The sequence below is a fragment of the Dactylosporangium sp. NPDC051484 genome, from assembly GCF_040689395.1.
GTDB lineage: Bacteria > Actinomycetota > Actinomycetes > Mycobacteriales > Micromonosporaceae > Dactylosporangium.
In genome coordinates this window covers 24,941-39,919 of sequence record NZ_JBFAZX010000043.1, presented here as the reverse complement: position 1 = coordinate 39,919, position 14,979 = coordinate 24,941, and the positions used below count along the sequence as shown (strand labels likewise).

Here is a 14,979-nt window from a genome sequence, read left to right as displayed (position 1 = left end):
GCCCGGCAATCTCCCAGAAGTCGTCCGGCGCCCACGTTCCCACCATGTCATCAACCACATCGGCCACGAAACGAAGATCATGCCCGAGGTCAGCATCTCACCATCTGAGACGCGCCCTAAGGGAAACCGTGCGCTACAGACCGGCCGGCGGGGACGGCGTCCCGGTGAGCAACAGGCCCTCGACCCGCGGCAGCAGGCCCGCGTCCGGCGGGCGATCCTGCACAAGATCCCCGACCAGGTCGCGTTGCCCGGCCTGGTCTGGACCCGCCCGCAGGTCCGCCAACTCATCCGTGACTGGTTCGGTGTCGGCCTGTCGCTGGTCACCATCGGCAAGTACCTGCGTTCCTGGAGCCTGTCACCGCAGAAACCGGTCCGCCGGGCGTACGAGCAGAACCCCGAGGCGGTCACGCACTGGCTGGAGGTCCAGTACCCGGCCATCGAGGCCCGCGCCCGCAAGGAGAAGGCGATCGTCCTGTGGCTGGACCAGACCGGGCTACGCTCCGACGCCGCCGTGGGCACCACCTGGGCACCGGTCGGGCAGACCCCGGTGGTGGCCAAGACCGGCAGAGACGCTTCGGCGTCAACGTGATGGCCGCGATCAGCAACAAGGGCGAGTTGTACTTCACCTGCTACCACGGCACGTTCACCGGCCCGCTGTTCCTGACCTACCTCGACAGGCTGACCCGTCACCTCGACCGGAAGATCCACCTCATCGTGGACGGGCACCCCGTGCACCGCCGGGTCAACGTCCGTACCTGGCTCACCGAACACATTGACGGTATTGAGATGCACTTCCTGCCCGGCTACGCACCCGAGCTCAATCCCGTGGAACTACTCAACCGCGACGTCAAACGCCATGTGGCACAAGCAAACCCGGCCAACCCGGCTGGGCTGGCCAAAGCAGCCGCGTCGCACCTACGCCGCCGGCAGAACCAGCCCAACGCCGTCAAAGCCTTCTTCCACAAGCCAGAAGTCCGCTACGCCGCAGCCTGAACATCACACATTTGCCCTTCCGGTCAATAAACACTTTTCTGTGCCCATTTCGGCGGCCTCGGTGCCGGTCACGGTGCGACCGGAGAATAGCCGGCTGCACGAGCGAAGCCGACCACGCGGGGGAGTAGCCAGGAGACCTCGTGCTCCGCGACGAGACCCAGCCGCGGGCACGAGGTGGTAAGCGCCGCCTCGGCAGCGGCGAACCGGACGTCGCACGACAGGGCGCCAAGCCGAGGCCAGCTGCCGGCCCGTTGATCGCCGTGATTGCCGGTTTGAAGAACTCGGTCAGCTCGCACAGCCGTTGCCGTCGGGCCCGGTCCGGGCGCTCCGGCGCCGATTTCGTTGCCCAGCAACGAAATCGACGCCTTCGCGCAGAAACCGCGGGCTGCGTCGGTGACGACCACTACCCGAATCGCCGAGTCGACCGCCGCGGCTTCGAGGCCGCGAGGAACGCGGACTCGAGTGAGTAGGTCCAGGCGTTCAGCTCGCCCGGTCGATTGAGGACCAGCTGGGCTATTCCCCCTCGTCGGTGCGCACGATCAGCTCGGGCTCATCCACATCGGTGACGTAGCGCCGACTCGTGAAAATTCAACAAGAGCGTTGAGAGCTTTGCTATCCTCTCGTCGTGACACCAATACGCGACATCAGCCGGGTTGCCGTTGTCGGCGCCGGCATCATGGGTTCCGGCATCGCCCAGCTGGCCGCGACGGCCGGGTACGACGTCGCCCTGTGCGACGCGGCGCCGCAGCAGTTGGAGCGTGCTCGCGAAGGCATCAGCGCGAGCATCGAAAAGCTGGTCGGGAAGGGACGACTCGCCGCCGAGAGAGGTGATCAGGCCCTGAGCCGGCTGCGGCTTTGCACGACGCTCGATGACGCGGCGGCGGACGCTGACCTCGTCGTCGAGGCCGTCGTCGAGGCGCTGCAGGTCAAGCAGGCCGTGCTCGCCGAGGCAGCGGCCGCCGCAAAGCCCGACGCCGTGCTAGCCACGAACACGTCGCAGCTCTCCATCACCTCGATCGCGAGCGCCGTCGGCGACGGGGCGACACGTGTCGTCGGCCTGCATTTCTTCAACCCTGCGGTGCTCATGCGCCTGGTCGAGGTGGTGCGCGGCCTGCAGACCAGCGACGACGTGGTCGTGGCGGCCTGCCGCTTCGCGACCTCTCTGGGCAAGGAGACGGTTGTCTGCCGGAAGGACAGCCCTGGCTTCCTGACCTCGCGAATCTCGGCGATCGTGCGGTTGGAGTGCCTGCGCATGCTGGAGGAAGGCGTTGGCACCGCCGAGGACATCGACAGGGCGCTGCGCTTGGGGCTCAACTTTCCGATCGGTCCCCTTGAGCTGGGAGACCGCAACGGCCTCGACACCTACCTGCGTGTACTCGAGTCGTTGAGCGAGACCCTGGGTGAGCGCTTCCGTCCGACCGTGGGCCTGCGCAACCTCGTTGCGGCGGGTCGGCTCGGACGTAAGAGCGGGCGGGGAATTTACGAGTACGGCGACGACGGGGAGATCCAGTCCCCTTCCAGATCGTGACGGACATGGTACCCGGGGCCCGCGGGACGACTGTGCGCACAGAGCTCGAGTCGGGGTGCTCACGGTCCAGCTCGACCGGGCGGAGGCGGCTCACGCACGCAACCAAGTCATGCGCGACGAACTGGCCTCGCTATGGCGCGCGGTCGCGGCCGACCGCAGGGTGCCGGTGGTGATCCTCACCGGCGCCGGCGGCCGCCTCTTCTGCGCGGGCACGGACCTTGGGAGGCGGGCAGCCCGGAGGACCCGGTCCCGCGCCGCGACCGCATACGGCGCAGCCAGGATATCGAGCAGCTCGCCGAGCTGCCCAGCTGACGATCGCCGCGATCAACGGGTTCGCCCTCGGCGGCGGGCTAGAGATGGCGCTCGCCTGTGACATGCGTCTGGTCGCGGACCATGCGCAGATCGGATTGCCCGACGTTGCCCGCGGCCTCGTCCCGGGTGGGGGCGGCACCCAGCGGCTTCCGCGCCTGGTCGGCTACGCGCGTGCGTGGAGCTCGTCCTGTCCGGACGTCGACTGACGGCCGCGGAGGCGGTGGAGTGCGGGATTGCCCTGCGCGTCGTCCCGGTCGTGGACCCGCTGGCGGCCGCCGTCGAGTTGGCTCGGGGCATCGCCGGGAACCCAGAACCGGCTGTCCGCTACGCCACACCCGAAACGATTCGCTCACCCGCGACGCCGACATGGCCCTGCCAAGGGCAGCATTTTGGACCCGTCGGCGACCGTTCCGCCGGTGATCAACACGTCATGCATCGTCGCTCCACGGCATCGGCATCTGCGGTCCCGCCGCTGCCAAACCCGTCGCTGAGGGCCAGCCCGACACGCGATGGCATTGGCGCCGGGCGAAGTACCACCCGCCATCGAGGCGGACGTACCAGTCCCGATAGCGCAGCATGCACCACTGCCTATCGCCAAGGACCGATTCCGCTTCACCGTGGCAGTACACGATGCCACGCGCGTGATCGGCGTCGTCGAAGTCGACAATGTGGTTGCCGAGGGCCCGATTGAACGGTCGCGGCTGCCGCAGAACAGCGCCGAGGTAGGACTTGGATCCGTCACGGCTGATCTCGTGGAGAACGCTACGCGTGTCCGGCGTGAACAGGTCCGCCAGGGTATCCATGTCGCCCGAGGAGACCGCCCGCGCGTAGCGGTGCGGCAACTGCTGAATCGCTGCCAGTGACCCAAAAAGGTCCGTGCGTTCCGTCACGCGTGCCTCCGTCTTGCAACTGCTGGATTTCTGCCGACTCGGACTCCATGATGGTCTCGGTCGTCATCTGGCGTCTCTCCCTTGATCGGCAGATCCGCCATTATTTGTACAGTCCCGGTCATGACCAAGCTATGCATCCACGTCTGTGAATGTCAGGATGCGCCCACGGGTAGCGGCTCGACCAGCCCAGCCACCCATCTCGGCGGCCCGAGGCGGGGCCTCACTGGCCCATTCGCAGCCACTCCACAGTCGCGACGTGTCGGAGCGGCCGGCTCCATCGCTCGATTCGGATCCTGCCGTCGGCGCGTCACGCCCTCACACCACCACCACGGCCACGGCCATCGGCGTTACCAATCTATGACAAGTCAACTCATACTGTCAACGATGACGTTGAACGCCTGTCGCGAGTAGCCGATTGGCCCGTGCCAGGCTACTCGCAGGGCGACCGGGACGCGTGTCGGCATCACGCTGATAGCCCTGCAGTCAGGGCGTAGGGCACTGCCCTGATGTGGAACAGCCCTGTCAAGTGCGAGTACGGCCTTGCGGCGGTATGAAGCGCCCCGGGTTTTTTGGAGGCCGTGATCAGTGGGTTGTGTCGACTGTAGCGGGTGGTTGGTTGAGGTAATAGAGGGCCTCGTACTCGGCGGGTGGACGGTAGTCGCAGGCCTCGTGGAGGCTCCGGTGTTTGTACCAATAGATCCATTCGAGTGTGACGATCTCTAGCTGGCTCTGGGTCTTGTGCAGGCCGATCACGGTCTCGGCCAGAGCATTGTCGTACGAGTCGCCGACGGTCCCGGCCGACAGCTGGGCGCCAGCGAGTGCAACTTCACGGGTGTAGCGGATAGAGATAGATATTGACCGCCATGATCGGTATGCAGCATGGCCCCGTCCAGGCTGCCGCGGGTGCGTTGGGCGGCGTGCAGGGCGTCGTTGACGAGTTCGGTGCGGATGTGGCCGGGGATCGCCCAGCTCACGAGGCGGCGGGAGTGCAGGTCGATGACGGTGGCCAGGTAGAGGAAGCCGCGTTCACCGACCGGCAGGGAGGTGATGTCGCCGACGTGACGCTGGTTCGGTGCCTCGGTGGTGAAGTCCCGGCCGATCAGATCGGGTGCCTTCGCCGCGGCCGGGTCCGGGATCGTCGTGCGGGTTCGCCGGCGTAGCCGCAGGCCCTGGATGCCGAAGCGGCGCATCACCCGGGCGACCCGCTTGTGGTTGACCGGCAGGCCGTCATCCTGCAGTTCGGCGGTGATCCTCGGCGCCCTGTAGGTGCCGTCGAACGCTGTGTGCACCGCCCGGATCCGGACCGCGAGGGCAGTGTCCGCGGCCTCCCGTGCGGCTCGGGCGGGCGAGGCCGGCCGCCAGTGATAGAAGCTGGACCGGGACACCCCGATGATCTGGCACAACCGCTTCACGCCGTAGCGCTGCTGGTGGTCGGCGACGAACTGGAAGCGGTTGATGGGACTACCTTCCTCGTTGGGCACTTCCGGGGAACGCTTCAGCGGTTTGTCCCTTGAGGACTTTGGTGGCTCTTCGAACTTGGCGGGGGTCTGAGGGTCGGCTGATGTTCCACTGTGGGCCCTGCCGATAGATGCCCGTAGCTCTTGTAGATCATGTTGTTGTCGAAGCAAGATGATCACAACAGAAGAGCTACGGGCGTGGTTAACGATACGACGCGGCTGCTGGGCCTTGACGGCCTAGCCGTGGTCGGGGTCGCCGGCGACCCCGACATGCCGGTGGTGCACCTGGTCACCGCCGATGAGCAGGCACGACACTGCCCGGACTGCGGCACCCGGGCGCGACGGTCCAAGGGCCGACGGGTGACCCGGCCGCGCGACCTGCCCGTCGGTGGCCGCCGACCACGGCTGGTGTGGGCCAAGCGCCGCTGGCGCTGCGACGAGCCGGCGTGCCCACGCCGGTCGTTCACCGAGTCGGTGGCAGCGGTGCCACCACGCAAGCGCTTGACCAGCCGGTTACGGGCGGCGGCCGGGGTGGCGGTGGCCGATCAGGGCCGCACCGTGGTCCAAGCGGCCCGCGACCACGACATGTCCTGGCCGGTCGTCGCGGCGGCGTTCACCGACCACGCCCGCACGGTGCTACCGGCCCAGCCGGAGCCGGTGCAGGTGCTCGGTATCGACGAGATCCGCCGGGGCCGGCCGAGATGGGTCTTCGACGAGGCCACCGGTGTCTGGCAGACCGCGGTGGACCGGTGGCACGTCGGGTTTGTGGACCTGTCCGGCGGGCAGGGCCTGCTCGGGCAGGTCGAAGGCCGCACCGCCCAGGCGGTCATCGACTGGCTGGACGCACGCGACACGGCCTGGCGCGACGCGGTCCAGTACGTCGCGATCGACATGTGCACGATCCGCCGGGTCCTGCCGCAGGCCACTCTGGTCGTGGACCATTTCCACCTGGTGCAGCTGGCGAACCAGACCCTCACCGAGGTCCGCCGCCGGGTCACCGTCACCCACCGCGGCCGGCGCGGCCGCAACAGCAACCGCGAATGGGAACTGCGCAACAGGCTCACCCGCTGCGCCGCCCGGATGCGCGGCGAACACGTCGACACCCTCCTCGACGAGTTGGCCGGCCTGCCCACGGTGATCGGCGCGCCGGTCACCGCCGCGTGGCACGCCAAGGAGGACCTGCTCGACCTGCTCGCCACCGCCCGCACCCACCCGAACCGGGAACAGGTCCGCGACCTGCTGCACCGGTTCTACCGCCGCTGCGCCGACGCCGACCTCCCCGAACTGGAACGCCTGGCCACGACCGTCGAGACCTGGTGACCGGAAATCCTGGCGTTCCTGCACACCGGCATCACCAACGCCGTCTCGGAAGGCACCAACCGGGTCATCAAGACCATCACCCGCGACGCCTACGGCTTCCGCGACTACGAACCCGAACCGCCACCACCCGCAAAACCCGCGGACATCTCGACCCCCGCTAATTTCGAAGAGCCTGCATGGCCCGTGGCAGCGTATGCAATCGTGGTTCGGATCTCTTCAACATACGTGTTCAAAATTGTCCCTAAGGGCTAGGGTGAGTGTCGGGCCAGGTGCTCGATGGGTGACCTGGGTCGCTCTTGGGAGCGCGACACATCGGGTGGTGCAGCCGGCCTCAGCTCGACCGGCGGGCGCATGCGCCCTTGACGATGGAGGAGGCTTCTCAGGGATGCGGGTTCACGAAGCACTCGCGGCCGCCGTGGCGGCGAACGAGGTCGACACCCTGTTCGGATTGCTGGGCGACTCGAACCTATTCATGGTCAACGCCTTCGTCGAGCAGCAGCACGGCAGGTACGTCAGCGCCGTCCACGAGGCGGGGGCCGTCATGATGGCCCACGGGTACGCGTGCCGCAGCGGGCGCCTCGGGGTCGCCACCGTCACCCAGGGCCCCGGCCTGACGAACACGGTCACCGCCCTCGTCGAAGCGGTCCGCAGCGCCACGCCGATGGTCCTGATCTGCGGTGACACCAACCCAGGGAACAGGGCGAACGTCCAGTCGCTGGCCCAGGCACCGCTAGTGGCCGCCACCGGTGCGGACTACGTGCTGGTCGAACGCCCGGAGGACGCCGCGTCCGCGGTCCACCGCGCAGCGCGCCGGGCCAGGGATGGGCGGCGCCCCGTGGTGCTCAACTGCCCGACCTCCTTCCAGTGGCACGAGGTGGGCGAGCCGCTGATCGCCGATGCCGGTCGCGTGTCGGGCGCGGTTCAGGAACCGGAGGAGTCCGCGCTGGACGTGGCCGTCGGTGTGCTCGCCGCATCCCGGCGGCCCCTCGTGCTCGCAGGGCGGGGGGTACTGGACAAGTCGGCGCGCGATGCCGTCCTCGGTCTCGCCGAGCGGCTCGGGGCGCCGATCGCAACAACACTGAAGGCTCGTGGGTTGTACAGCGCTGAGGAAGGTTCGGTCGGGGTGTTCGGCACCCTGTCGACCGCGATCGGTGTGGAGACGATCAACGATGCGGACTGCATCGTGGCGTTCGGCGCGAGCCTCAACACCTGGACCACCGCTGGGACTGAGCTGCTCAAAGGCAAGTCGGTGGTGCACGTGGACGACGATCCATCGGCAATTGGTCGGCACACCCCGGTGACTGCCGGCGTGCCGGGCGACGCCGCCGCGACGGCTCGGACGATTGTCGAGTGGCTCGACGCCGCCGAGATCCCGAAGTCCTCCTACCGTGAGCTCGTCCGCCGGCGGCTCACACCGGAGGCCTTGCAGTGGACCGTGACCTCGACCGACTCCTTCAGCCTGGCAGCCGTGCTCAGCGCGATCGACGCGGCGCTGCCCGCCGTGCGCACGATAGTGCAGGACGGCGGCCGGTTCCTGGGCGAGAGCTTCCGCTATCTCGGGACGCACGAGCCGGCGGCGCACGTGCTGTCGACGTCATTCGGCGCGGTCGGCCTGGGAATGGGGGCAGCGATCGGCGCGGCGTGCGCGGCCTCTGACGAACCGACTGTGCTCATCACCGGCGACGGTGGGTTCATGATGAGTGGTCTGGCCGAGCTGCAGTCCGCTGTGCGGCAGGGCATTCCGCTCACCGTTGTCGTCTGCAACGACGGCAGCTACGGGGCGGAGTACGACCAGTTCGTCCATCGCGGTATCGATCCGCGGCTGTCGTTGTTCGACTGGCCGCAGTTCGCCGACCTCGCCGGGCCACTGGGTTGCAAGGGCTTCACCGTGTCGACGATGGACGATCTCGCTCCCGCACTGGCCGTGATGCAGGACAGTGACTGCCCCGTCGTCATCGACGTCAAGATCGCGCCGGATGCGATCCCTGAGGTGCCCCATTGAACCCGTGACGCAGCCGTCCGGTAGACGCCGGAACGGGGGTCGCTGCGCGAGCGCCCTCCGGGACTTCCGACTCGAACTGCCGATCCGCACCTGCAACGCCAGCTAGACCAGCTACACGCGCCGTTCCCGAGTCATGGAATTCGCCCGTTGAACCGCTGCGTGCTTCGTTCAACGGGTGCGATCGAGGAGATCTGCCGATGGATCGAATAGATGTCGCATTATTGCTGCTGCGAGTGGTCCTCGGCGGCGTCATGGTCGTACACGGGCTCAACCACGCCTTCGGCGGAGGACGCCTGCCCGGTGCTGCGCGCTGGTTCGAGAGCTTGGGCCTGCGGCACGGGATGGTCCAGGCCGTGATGAGCGCGATCGTGGAAGTCGTCGCCGGAGCCAGCCTGATCCTCGGGTTCCTCACGCCGTTCTCGTCCGCCGCGGTCATCGCCGTCATGCTGGTTGCCGGCGTCGTCGCGCACCGGCGCAACGGCTTCTTCGTTTTCAAGGACGGCTACGAGTACGTGCTGGTCCTAGCCGTCGTGGCCGCCGTGGTGGCGATCGCGGGGCCCGGAGTGGCGTCGATCGACGCGGCGCTGGGCATCGTGGTCGCGGGTGGGTGGGGTGCCCTCATCGCGATCGGCGTCGGCGTCGTTGCTGTTGCGGGCCTCCTCACGGCAACGTACCGGCCCCGCTCCGAGGCCCAAGCGGAGTCGTCGGACACCGCACGGGAGAGCGCGTGACCAGTGACTTCTGAGCCGTCATCGGCTCATCGGAGCGATCGTCATACGACCATTCCCTGCGGTCAGTTCACCGGCTGTAGGTTTACACACGATTCGGGTTGACCGGTAGAGCTGGTAGCCCTCGATGCCGGTGGAGGTGCCCCAGCCAGAGTCCTTGTGCGGGTCACGCGGGCCGAGCTGGTTGGTGGCCCAGGCGCGCGTCGAATCGGTGAACACCCGCATCCGCCTGATCATCCGCCGAGGCTTCGGATTCCGCAGCGCCGAGTCCGTCATCGCCCTGGCCATGCTCCAACTCGCCGGCCACCGACCCGCACTACTGCTAGCGGACAGTGAAAAATCGTCCTGACCCTTAACAACTACCTGGCCGCAACTGACCCACACATCAGCCAGGAACACCTCTATATGCGTCGGTCACATGCAATTGCGGCCAGGCGCTCCGCAGGTTCAGCGCGGCGCCGCAGAGCATATACCGGGCCGGGGTCGCGGTCCACACGTTCAGGTCCGTCGCGCCAGCGGGACTCCGCGGTGGAGCACGACCCCCTGGCCACTGGCGGGAGTCCCAGCTCAGCCGCAGTGGGCTGGCCGACGTCATCGCCGCCCCCTGTTCAGCGCGGTCGGGCACGGACTGGCCGTGAGATGCGAAGGGATAGAGTCGCCGCTGAGCACTCCTGCCCTCGGTAGACGCGATACTATCCAGGAACGCGAATGATCAACGGTTCCGTTGAACTGTCTGCCACTGCGATGGCGACGCTACCCCGAGCACGCCCACGTCGATCTGGCCAGTGCGAAAAACGCCCTCCTGGCGGCGAGCACAACGCTGCCCAGCGGCCGCGCAAAGACCGAGTCCGTAGGCCCGTCGGCGCGAAGCCAGCATGCACGTTGACACCGCTGTGCGGTAGTCGGGTAGCGCGCAGTCCGCGAGTCGGGGCCGTGATGATGGCGGCCGGGCGCGGCGGTCGTCCCGGCGTCGCCACGGTCACGCAGGGCCCCGCCTCGCCAACACCCACCTGCGCCGGGTTCCTGGACCGAGACTGCGGGAGCTACGGCGTCCGCTGCACGATCCCGCTCAGCACTGTCTCGGTCATGCCGTCGGCGATGTCTTCGGCGCTCAGCGCACCGTTCGGGACGAACCAGCGGGACGTCCAGTTCAGCATGCCCACGACCAGCTTGGCGAACACCTTCGGCGGCAGGGCGAGGTGGAACTCCCCGGACCCAATCCCCTCGCGCACCGTGGCCTCGATCAGATTCTCTGCCCGGCGGCCCGAGTCGATGAGATCCTGGTTGAGGTGCGTGTCGATGACCGTCGAGCCCGCCCCTTCTTGAAAGAAGATGTAGAGTTGCGGATAGTGCCGCTCGTAGGCCCGCATGATGGTGCGCATCGACTCCCGCAGCCGGTCCGGCGGGCGCAGGTCGGCCTTGCTGACCTCCTCCAGCCCCGAGACCAGCTCGGCGACGCCGTCGTGGATCGCCTCTCGGTAGATCGCGTACTTGTCGGAGAAGTAGTAGTAGACGGTTGCCCGATCGAGGCCGGCCTCACGCGCAATGGCCTCGATGGTGGTACCGCCGAGCCCGTTGCGAGCGAGCACGGGACCTGCGGCCTTGAGGATCTTCTCGCGCTTCGCGCCGTACTGGGCGCGGTCCTTGCGCTGCGCCGCCTCCCGTTTCATGGCCAGCGTGAGGGCCCGCTTGGCAGGCCGAGGCCGCCGTGATTTCTCCTCCATCAATCCCTCCCGTCGCTGGCCTGGACCTGATCCACATGTCTCATGGTAGACCGCCGATCCGGCCGGCGCGCGGTCGGATCGGCGGTGATGCACCGACCGGCCACACGTCGTCGACAGCGCATAGCCGCTTCTCCACGTCGCGCGCTGCGATCGGCCCGCACTACCCAGGCTACGCGCCACCCGCCGCCCGATGGTCCCAGGCTGGCCCCGACGATAGTCGATCACTCCCGAAGCAGTTCTGGGTGCCTTCGACGCCGTGAAGATCCGTTGTCGCAGTCGCCGTACGTCGTCCTCAACCGCACGCCAATCCACAGCGTCCCAGTCCAAGGCGGCGTCCTCAGGTCCGTTCACCACCACGCCAGGCGCGGCAACAGTCCAACTTGTCCATCGGTTCCGATCCCTACGTTCATCGCACCATCCACAGGCTCACCTGACCCACGCCAGCGCCCTTTCAGGCCCGGGCAACAGCCCGTATCCGGCCAGTTATCCGGAGGCCACCAGCGAAGGAACTGGTCCAAGACCCCGGTTCCCTGGCGCCTTTCGACGTACCGGCATTCGCTTCTTGGGCCATCGTTCGCCCGCTGATGAACCGGGCCTTCCTCACGGTCGGCTTGCCGGCCACCGGCCGGACCTCAACGGGATTGTCATGTTGCGCATGCACAGGAAACGACCGGGCAGGACGCCTCCTTTACCCCGGGGACGGTGGTGCGTACCCGATCGGCGACTACTCTCCGACCGGCACCCGCCGCTCCTCCACGGCCAGTCCCTACGGCCCCGTTCGATGAGTTGCTCGTGGTCGGCATCGGGGATCTCTTCGGGCTCGCTCACGACCGACGCCGTCCCTTCGTAGCACTACTTCAACGGCTACGTTGACTTTGGGTTCGAAGGCTCCTATGTTGGTCCAGACCGCAGCCCGAGTCGAAGGGTGGGACGGGAATGGCAGGCGACCTGAGAGTGAGCGTGCAAGACGGCGTGGCCGAGGTGGTTCTCGACCGGCCGCCGGTGAACGCGCTGGCCCGTACGACCTATCACGAGATCGCGGAGGTGTTCAGCGCCTTTGGCGATCGGACGGACGTGTCCGTCGTCGTCTTCACTGGCGCTGGGGAGCGGGCCTTCTGCGCTGGCCGGGACATCAAGGACCTCGCGGTCGAGCGGTCCGAGCCGCCGCCCGCTGACGTGGGCGACCCGTACCGGACTACCAGGGAGGCGTTCTGGGCTGTGCGGCGCTGTGCCGTGCCAGTCATTTGTGCCGTGAACGGCGCGGCGATCGGCGCCGGTCTCGCCTTGGCCGCGGTGAGCGACGTCGTCATCGCGTCTGAAAGCTCCTTCTTCTCCCTGGCCGAGATTGACGTCGGCGTGCTTGGCGCCGCGTCGTTCGCACAGTGGATGGTGGGGCCCGGTCGGGCGCGTCGGATGATCTACACCGGGGAGCGAGTGCCGGCGCAGGAGATGTACCGCCTTGGCGGTCTCGACTCCGTCGTCCCGCAGGACCGCCTACTCGACGATGCGCGGGCGCTCGCGAAGGAGATCGCCGGGAAAAGCCCCATCGCGATCCGGATGGCGAAGGCGTCGATCCTTCGTTCGGACACGCTCCCGCTGGAGGCCGCGTACCGGGCCGAGCAGGACTACACCCAGCACCTGTCGGCATACGCAGACTCGGAGGCTGCCATCGCGCGGTTCATCGGGCGGTAGCGAGCGCTTCAACCGATTCGTTGATCGAACGTGTCGACCGAACCGCGACACGGACGATCGGCGACAGAAGCATTCACGGTGCGTTGCCCTCACGCCCAATGAACTGATCACCACGGGGACGGTCCGGCGGCGCCCTCGATGTCGATCCTGCCGACCCGGCCGCGAGCTCCCACAGCAGCAGGCAGGTGGGCAGCAGGACGCTCGGCACTGCGAGGACTCCGCCGTCGAGCCGGACGGCCAGCTCAGGGGTTCGGGCCGCACCGCTGGAACCGGAGTCGCTCGTCCTCGACATCGTCCCCACTGGAACTCGGTGGGACGGCTTCGCGATCTTTGGCCTGCGCCCAACACCCACCGAACCCAACCCGCAAACGGTCATACTGAACCGCCCCGGATTTTTTTGGAGGCTCCGAAACCTGGAAAGGTAGGAGCCGCCATGGCTGCACCGAGGAAGTACCCCGATGAGCTGCGTGAGCGCGCGGTTCGGCTCGTGTTCGAGATGCGGAGATCGACAGGTCAGAAGCAGGGCGCGATCGCCCGGGTCGCTGACCAGTTGGGCGTTCACCGTGAAGCGTTGCAGGGCTGGGTCCGCCAGGCCGAGGTCGACTCGGAGACGCGGCCGGGCACGTCCAGCGAGGACGGGCAGCGTATCGCTGAGCTCGAGCGGGAGGTTCGTGAACTGCGCCGGGCCAACGACATCCTGAGGGCGGCGGCGAGTTTCTTCGTGCGGGAGCTCGACCCGCCACAGAGCAGATAGTCACCTTCCTCGACACCTATGGTGAGGTCTACGGGGTCGAGCCGATCTGCCAGGTCCTGCGTGACACCGGCCTGCCGATCGCACCGTCGACGTACTACGCCGCCCGCAACCGGCGCCCGTCGACCCGAGCGGTCCGTGACGACGAGCTGTGCCACCGCATCCAGGCCACCTACGACGCCAACTACCGCGTCTACGGCGCCCGCAAGATCTGGCGGCAGCTGCGACGCGATGGTGAGCAGGTGGCCCGCTGCACGGTGGAACGGCTGATGCGCCGCCTCGGCATCCAGGGCGCCCGCTGCGGCAAGACCCCGCGGACCACCAGATCCGACCCGGCCCTGCCCAAACCGGCCGACCTGCTGCGCCGGGACTTCACCGCCACCGCGCCGAACACCCGGTGGGTCGCCGACTACACCTACGTGCCGATCGAGGGCCAGACCGTCTACGTGGCGTTCGTCATCGACCTGTACTCCCGCGCGATCGTCGGCTGGCGCCTGGCCGAGCACCAGCGCACCGACCTGCCCCTGGACGCGTTGACCATGGCGCTGTGGCAACGCCGGCCCGACCGCGACGCCCTCATTCATCACTCCGATCACGGCTCGTTTGGCGGATTCAACCGGTGGTCGCAACACCCTTCTGGAGGGGTGGAGCGATGGGTTTGGGGCTGCGGCAGAAGCAGGTTCGGGAGTATCGGGGGCAGATGCCGTCGCCGGGACGGCCGTCGGTGGCGTGGCGTGAGGATCGGGTCGCGTTCTGGGCCGCGATCCGTCGGGGGGCGGTGACCGAGGATGCGGCCGCGGCGGCGGGTGTGTCGCCGCCGGTCGGGTTCCGGTGGTTCCGGCATGCTGGCGGCGTGAATCCTGGGTTGCCTGCGACGGTGTCGGGCCGGTTCCTGTCGTTTGGCGAACGTGAGGCCTTCGCGCTGTTGCGGGCGCAGGGCAAGGGAGTCCGCGAGATCGCGCGCCGGATCGGTCGCGACCCGTCGACGATTTCCCGGGAGTTGGGGCGCAACGGGTTGCTCGTCGAGACGTTGGTGGAAGCCGGTTTCACCGTTATTCCGATCAACCCGGACCTGGTGGCTCGCCGCCGCGGGCCGGCTCGCAAGAAAGACGACGTGGAGGATGCCCGGATCTGCTGTCTGCTCGCCCTGGACACCTATATTGAGCTGCGGGCACTGATCCCGCACGGGCAGATCGGCGCCGAGCTGCGCGCCATCGCTCGCGACGATGTGCGCGCCGCTCGAGATGAGCGGCGCCTAGGTAACCGGCTGCGTGCTGACCTGCTGGCGGTTTTCCCCGCCGCTATCGAGATCGCCGACGGCGACTTGAGCGCTGCGGTGTTTCTCAAACTCGTGGAGCGCTGGCCTTGCGCCCAGGCGCTGGCGGCAGTCAGCCGCGACGAGCTCGAAGCTTCGCTCGTTCCTGCCGTCACGGTTGGCCGGGCCGCTTCGCCGACCGTGTCCTGCAGACGCTGTCGCGGCCGCAGCTGAGCGCTCAGCCAGGCCTGGTCCAGGCCAAGACCGGCAGCATCCGGCTGGCTGCCGCCCAGCTACTGCTACTCCGCGCGCAACGGCGCCTATGGG

14 protein-coding genes, 2 pseudogenes and 1 other annotated feature are annotated in these 14,979 nt (G+C 67.8%); of the genes and pseudogenes, 12 read left to right on the top strand and 4 right to left on the bottom strand.

Annotated elements, in window-relative coordinates:
- From AB0367_RS35985 to AB0367_RS35965, 5 genes are all read left to right on the top strand, one after another.
- Window positions 1-589, top strand: a 589-nt coding sequence (locus tag AB0367_RS35985) for a winged helix-turn-helix domain-containing protein (RefSeq protein WP_366230986.1), incomplete at its 5' end; no start/stop codon positions are given.
- Window positions 589-993, top strand: a complete 405-nt coding sequence (locus AB0367_RS35980) for a transposase (RefSeq protein WP_366230985.1) — start codon at window positions 589-591, stop codon at window positions 991-993. The genes AB0367_RS35985 and AB0367_RS35980, both read left to right, overlap by 1 nt.
- Before the next feature lie 625 nt (window positions 994-1,618).
- Window positions 1,619-2,521 (top strand): 3-hydroxyacyl-CoA dehydrogenase family protein, encoded by a 903-nt coding sequence (locus AB0367_RS35975; RefSeq protein WP_366230984.1) that lies wholly within the window; start codon window positions 1,619-1,621, stop codon window positions 2,519-2,521.
- Between the two features lie 55 nt (window positions 2,522-2,576).
- On the top strand, window positions 2,577-2,894 hold the full coding sequence (locus AB0367_RS35970; protein ID WP_366230983.1) for an enoyl-CoA hydratase-related protein: 318 nt from the start codon (window positions 2,577-2,579) through the stop codon (window positions 2,892-2,894).
- Window positions 2,830-3,039 (top strand): enoyl-CoA hydratase-related protein, encoded by a 210-nt coding sequence (locus tag AB0367_RS35965; RefSeq protein WP_366230990.1) that lies wholly within the window; start codon window positions 2,830-2,832, stop codon window positions 3,037-3,039. Before AB0367_RS35970 ends, AB0367_RS35965 begins: the two co-directional genes overlap by 65 nt.
- Before the next feature lie 222 nt (window positions 3,040-3,261).
- On the opposite strand, the gene AB0367_RS35960 is transcribed toward AB0367_RS35965, so the two are convergent.
- Together AB0367_RS35960 and AB0367_RS35955 are read right to left on the bottom strand one after the other, a co-directional pair.
- Complete coding sequence (locus AB0367_RS35960) at window positions 3,262-3,723, bottom strand: nuclear transport factor 2 family protein (RefSeq protein ID WP_366230982.1); 462 nt, start codon at window positions 3,721-3,723, stop codon at window positions 3,262-3,264.
- Between the two features lie 750 nt (window positions 3,724-4,473).
- Window positions 4,474-5,180, bottom strand: a pseudogene (locus AB0367_RS35955) (IS3 family transposase); the annotation flags it as partial.
- Between the two features lie 153 nt (window positions 5,181-5,333).
- On the opposite strand from AB0367_RS35955, the pseudogene AB0367_RS35950 reads away from it, so the two are divergent.
- The 3 genes and pseudogenes from AB0367_RS35950 (at window position 5,334) to AB0367_RS35940 (ending at window position 9,233) form a co-directional block, all read left to right on the top strand.
- Window positions 5,334-6,752, top strand: a pseudogene (locus AB0367_RS35950) (ISL3 family transposase).
- 133 nt (window positions 6,753-6,885) lie between these two features.
- On the top strand, window positions 6,886-8,502 hold the full coding sequence (locus tag AB0367_RS35945) for a thiamine pyrophosphate-dependent enzyme (protein WP_366230981.1): 1,617 nt from the start codon (window positions 6,886-6,888) through the stop codon (window positions 8,500-8,502).
- Between the two features lie 197 nt (window positions 8,503-8,699).
- Window positions 8,700-9,233: a DoxX family protein gene (locus AB0367_RS35940; protein ID WP_366230980.1), complete on the top strand. Its 534-nt coding sequence runs from the start codon at window positions 8,700-8,702 to the stop codon at window positions 9,231-9,233.
- A gap of 18 nt (window positions 9,234-9,251) precedes the next feature.
- On the opposite strand, the gene AB0367_RS35935 is transcribed toward AB0367_RS35940, so the two are convergent.
- Together AB0367_RS35935 and AB0367_RS35930 are read right to left on the bottom strand one after the other, a co-directional pair.
- Entirely contained in the window at window positions 9,252-9,455 is a 204-nt protein-coding gene (locus tag AB0367_RS35935) for a hypothetical protein (RefSeq protein WP_366230991.1), read from the bottom strand.
- A gap of 818 nt (window positions 9,456-10,273) precedes the next feature.
- On the bottom strand, window positions 10,274-10,900 hold the full coding sequence (locus AB0367_RS35930; protein ID WP_366230979.1) for a TetR/AcrR family transcriptional regulator: 627 nt from the start codon (window positions 10,898-10,900) through the stop codon (window positions 10,274-10,276).
- Between the two features lie 990 nt (window positions 10,901-11,890).
- Between AB0367_RS35930 and AB0367_RS35925 the strand changes: the two genes are divergently transcribed.
- The 4 genes from AB0367_RS35925 (at window position 11,891) to AB0367_RS35910 (ending at window position 14,886) form a co-directional block, all read left to right on the top strand.
- Window positions 11,891-12,646 carry an enoyl-CoA hydratase-related protein gene (locus tag AB0367_RS35925; RefSeq protein ID WP_366230978.1) on the top strand — a complete coding sequence of 252 codons (756 nt, stop codon included), beginning with the start codon at window positions 11,891-11,893 and terminating at the stop codon, window positions 12,644-12,646.
- Between the two features lie 433 nt (window positions 12,647-13,079).
- Window positions 13,080-13,400: a transposase gene (locus AB0367_RS35920; RefSeq protein WP_366230977.1), complete on the top strand. Its 321-nt coding sequence runs from the start codon at window positions 13,080-13,082 to the stop codon at window positions 13,398-13,400.
- Window positions 13,355-13,486 (top strand) — a sequence feature (AL1L pseudoknot). It overlaps the preceding gene by 46 nt.
- Complete coding sequence (locus tag AB0367_RS35915; RefSeq protein WP_366230989.1) at window positions 13,397-14,179, top strand: IS3 family transposase; 783 nt, start codon at window positions 13,397-13,399, stop codon at window positions 14,177-14,179. Its footprint overlaps the feature before it by 90 nt. Before AB0367_RS35920 ends, AB0367_RS35915 begins: the two co-directional genes overlap by 4 nt.
- The gene (locus AB0367_RS35910) at window positions 14,098-14,886 is read left to right on the top strand and encodes a helix-turn-helix domain-containing protein (protein ID WP_366230988.1); all 789 of its coding nucleotides are present in this window, start codon (window positions 14,098-14,100) and stop codon (window positions 14,884-14,886) included. The genes AB0367_RS35915 and AB0367_RS35910 overlap by 82 nt, the downstream gene beginning before the upstream one ends.
- Window positions 14,887-14,979 lie beyond the last annotated feature (93 nt).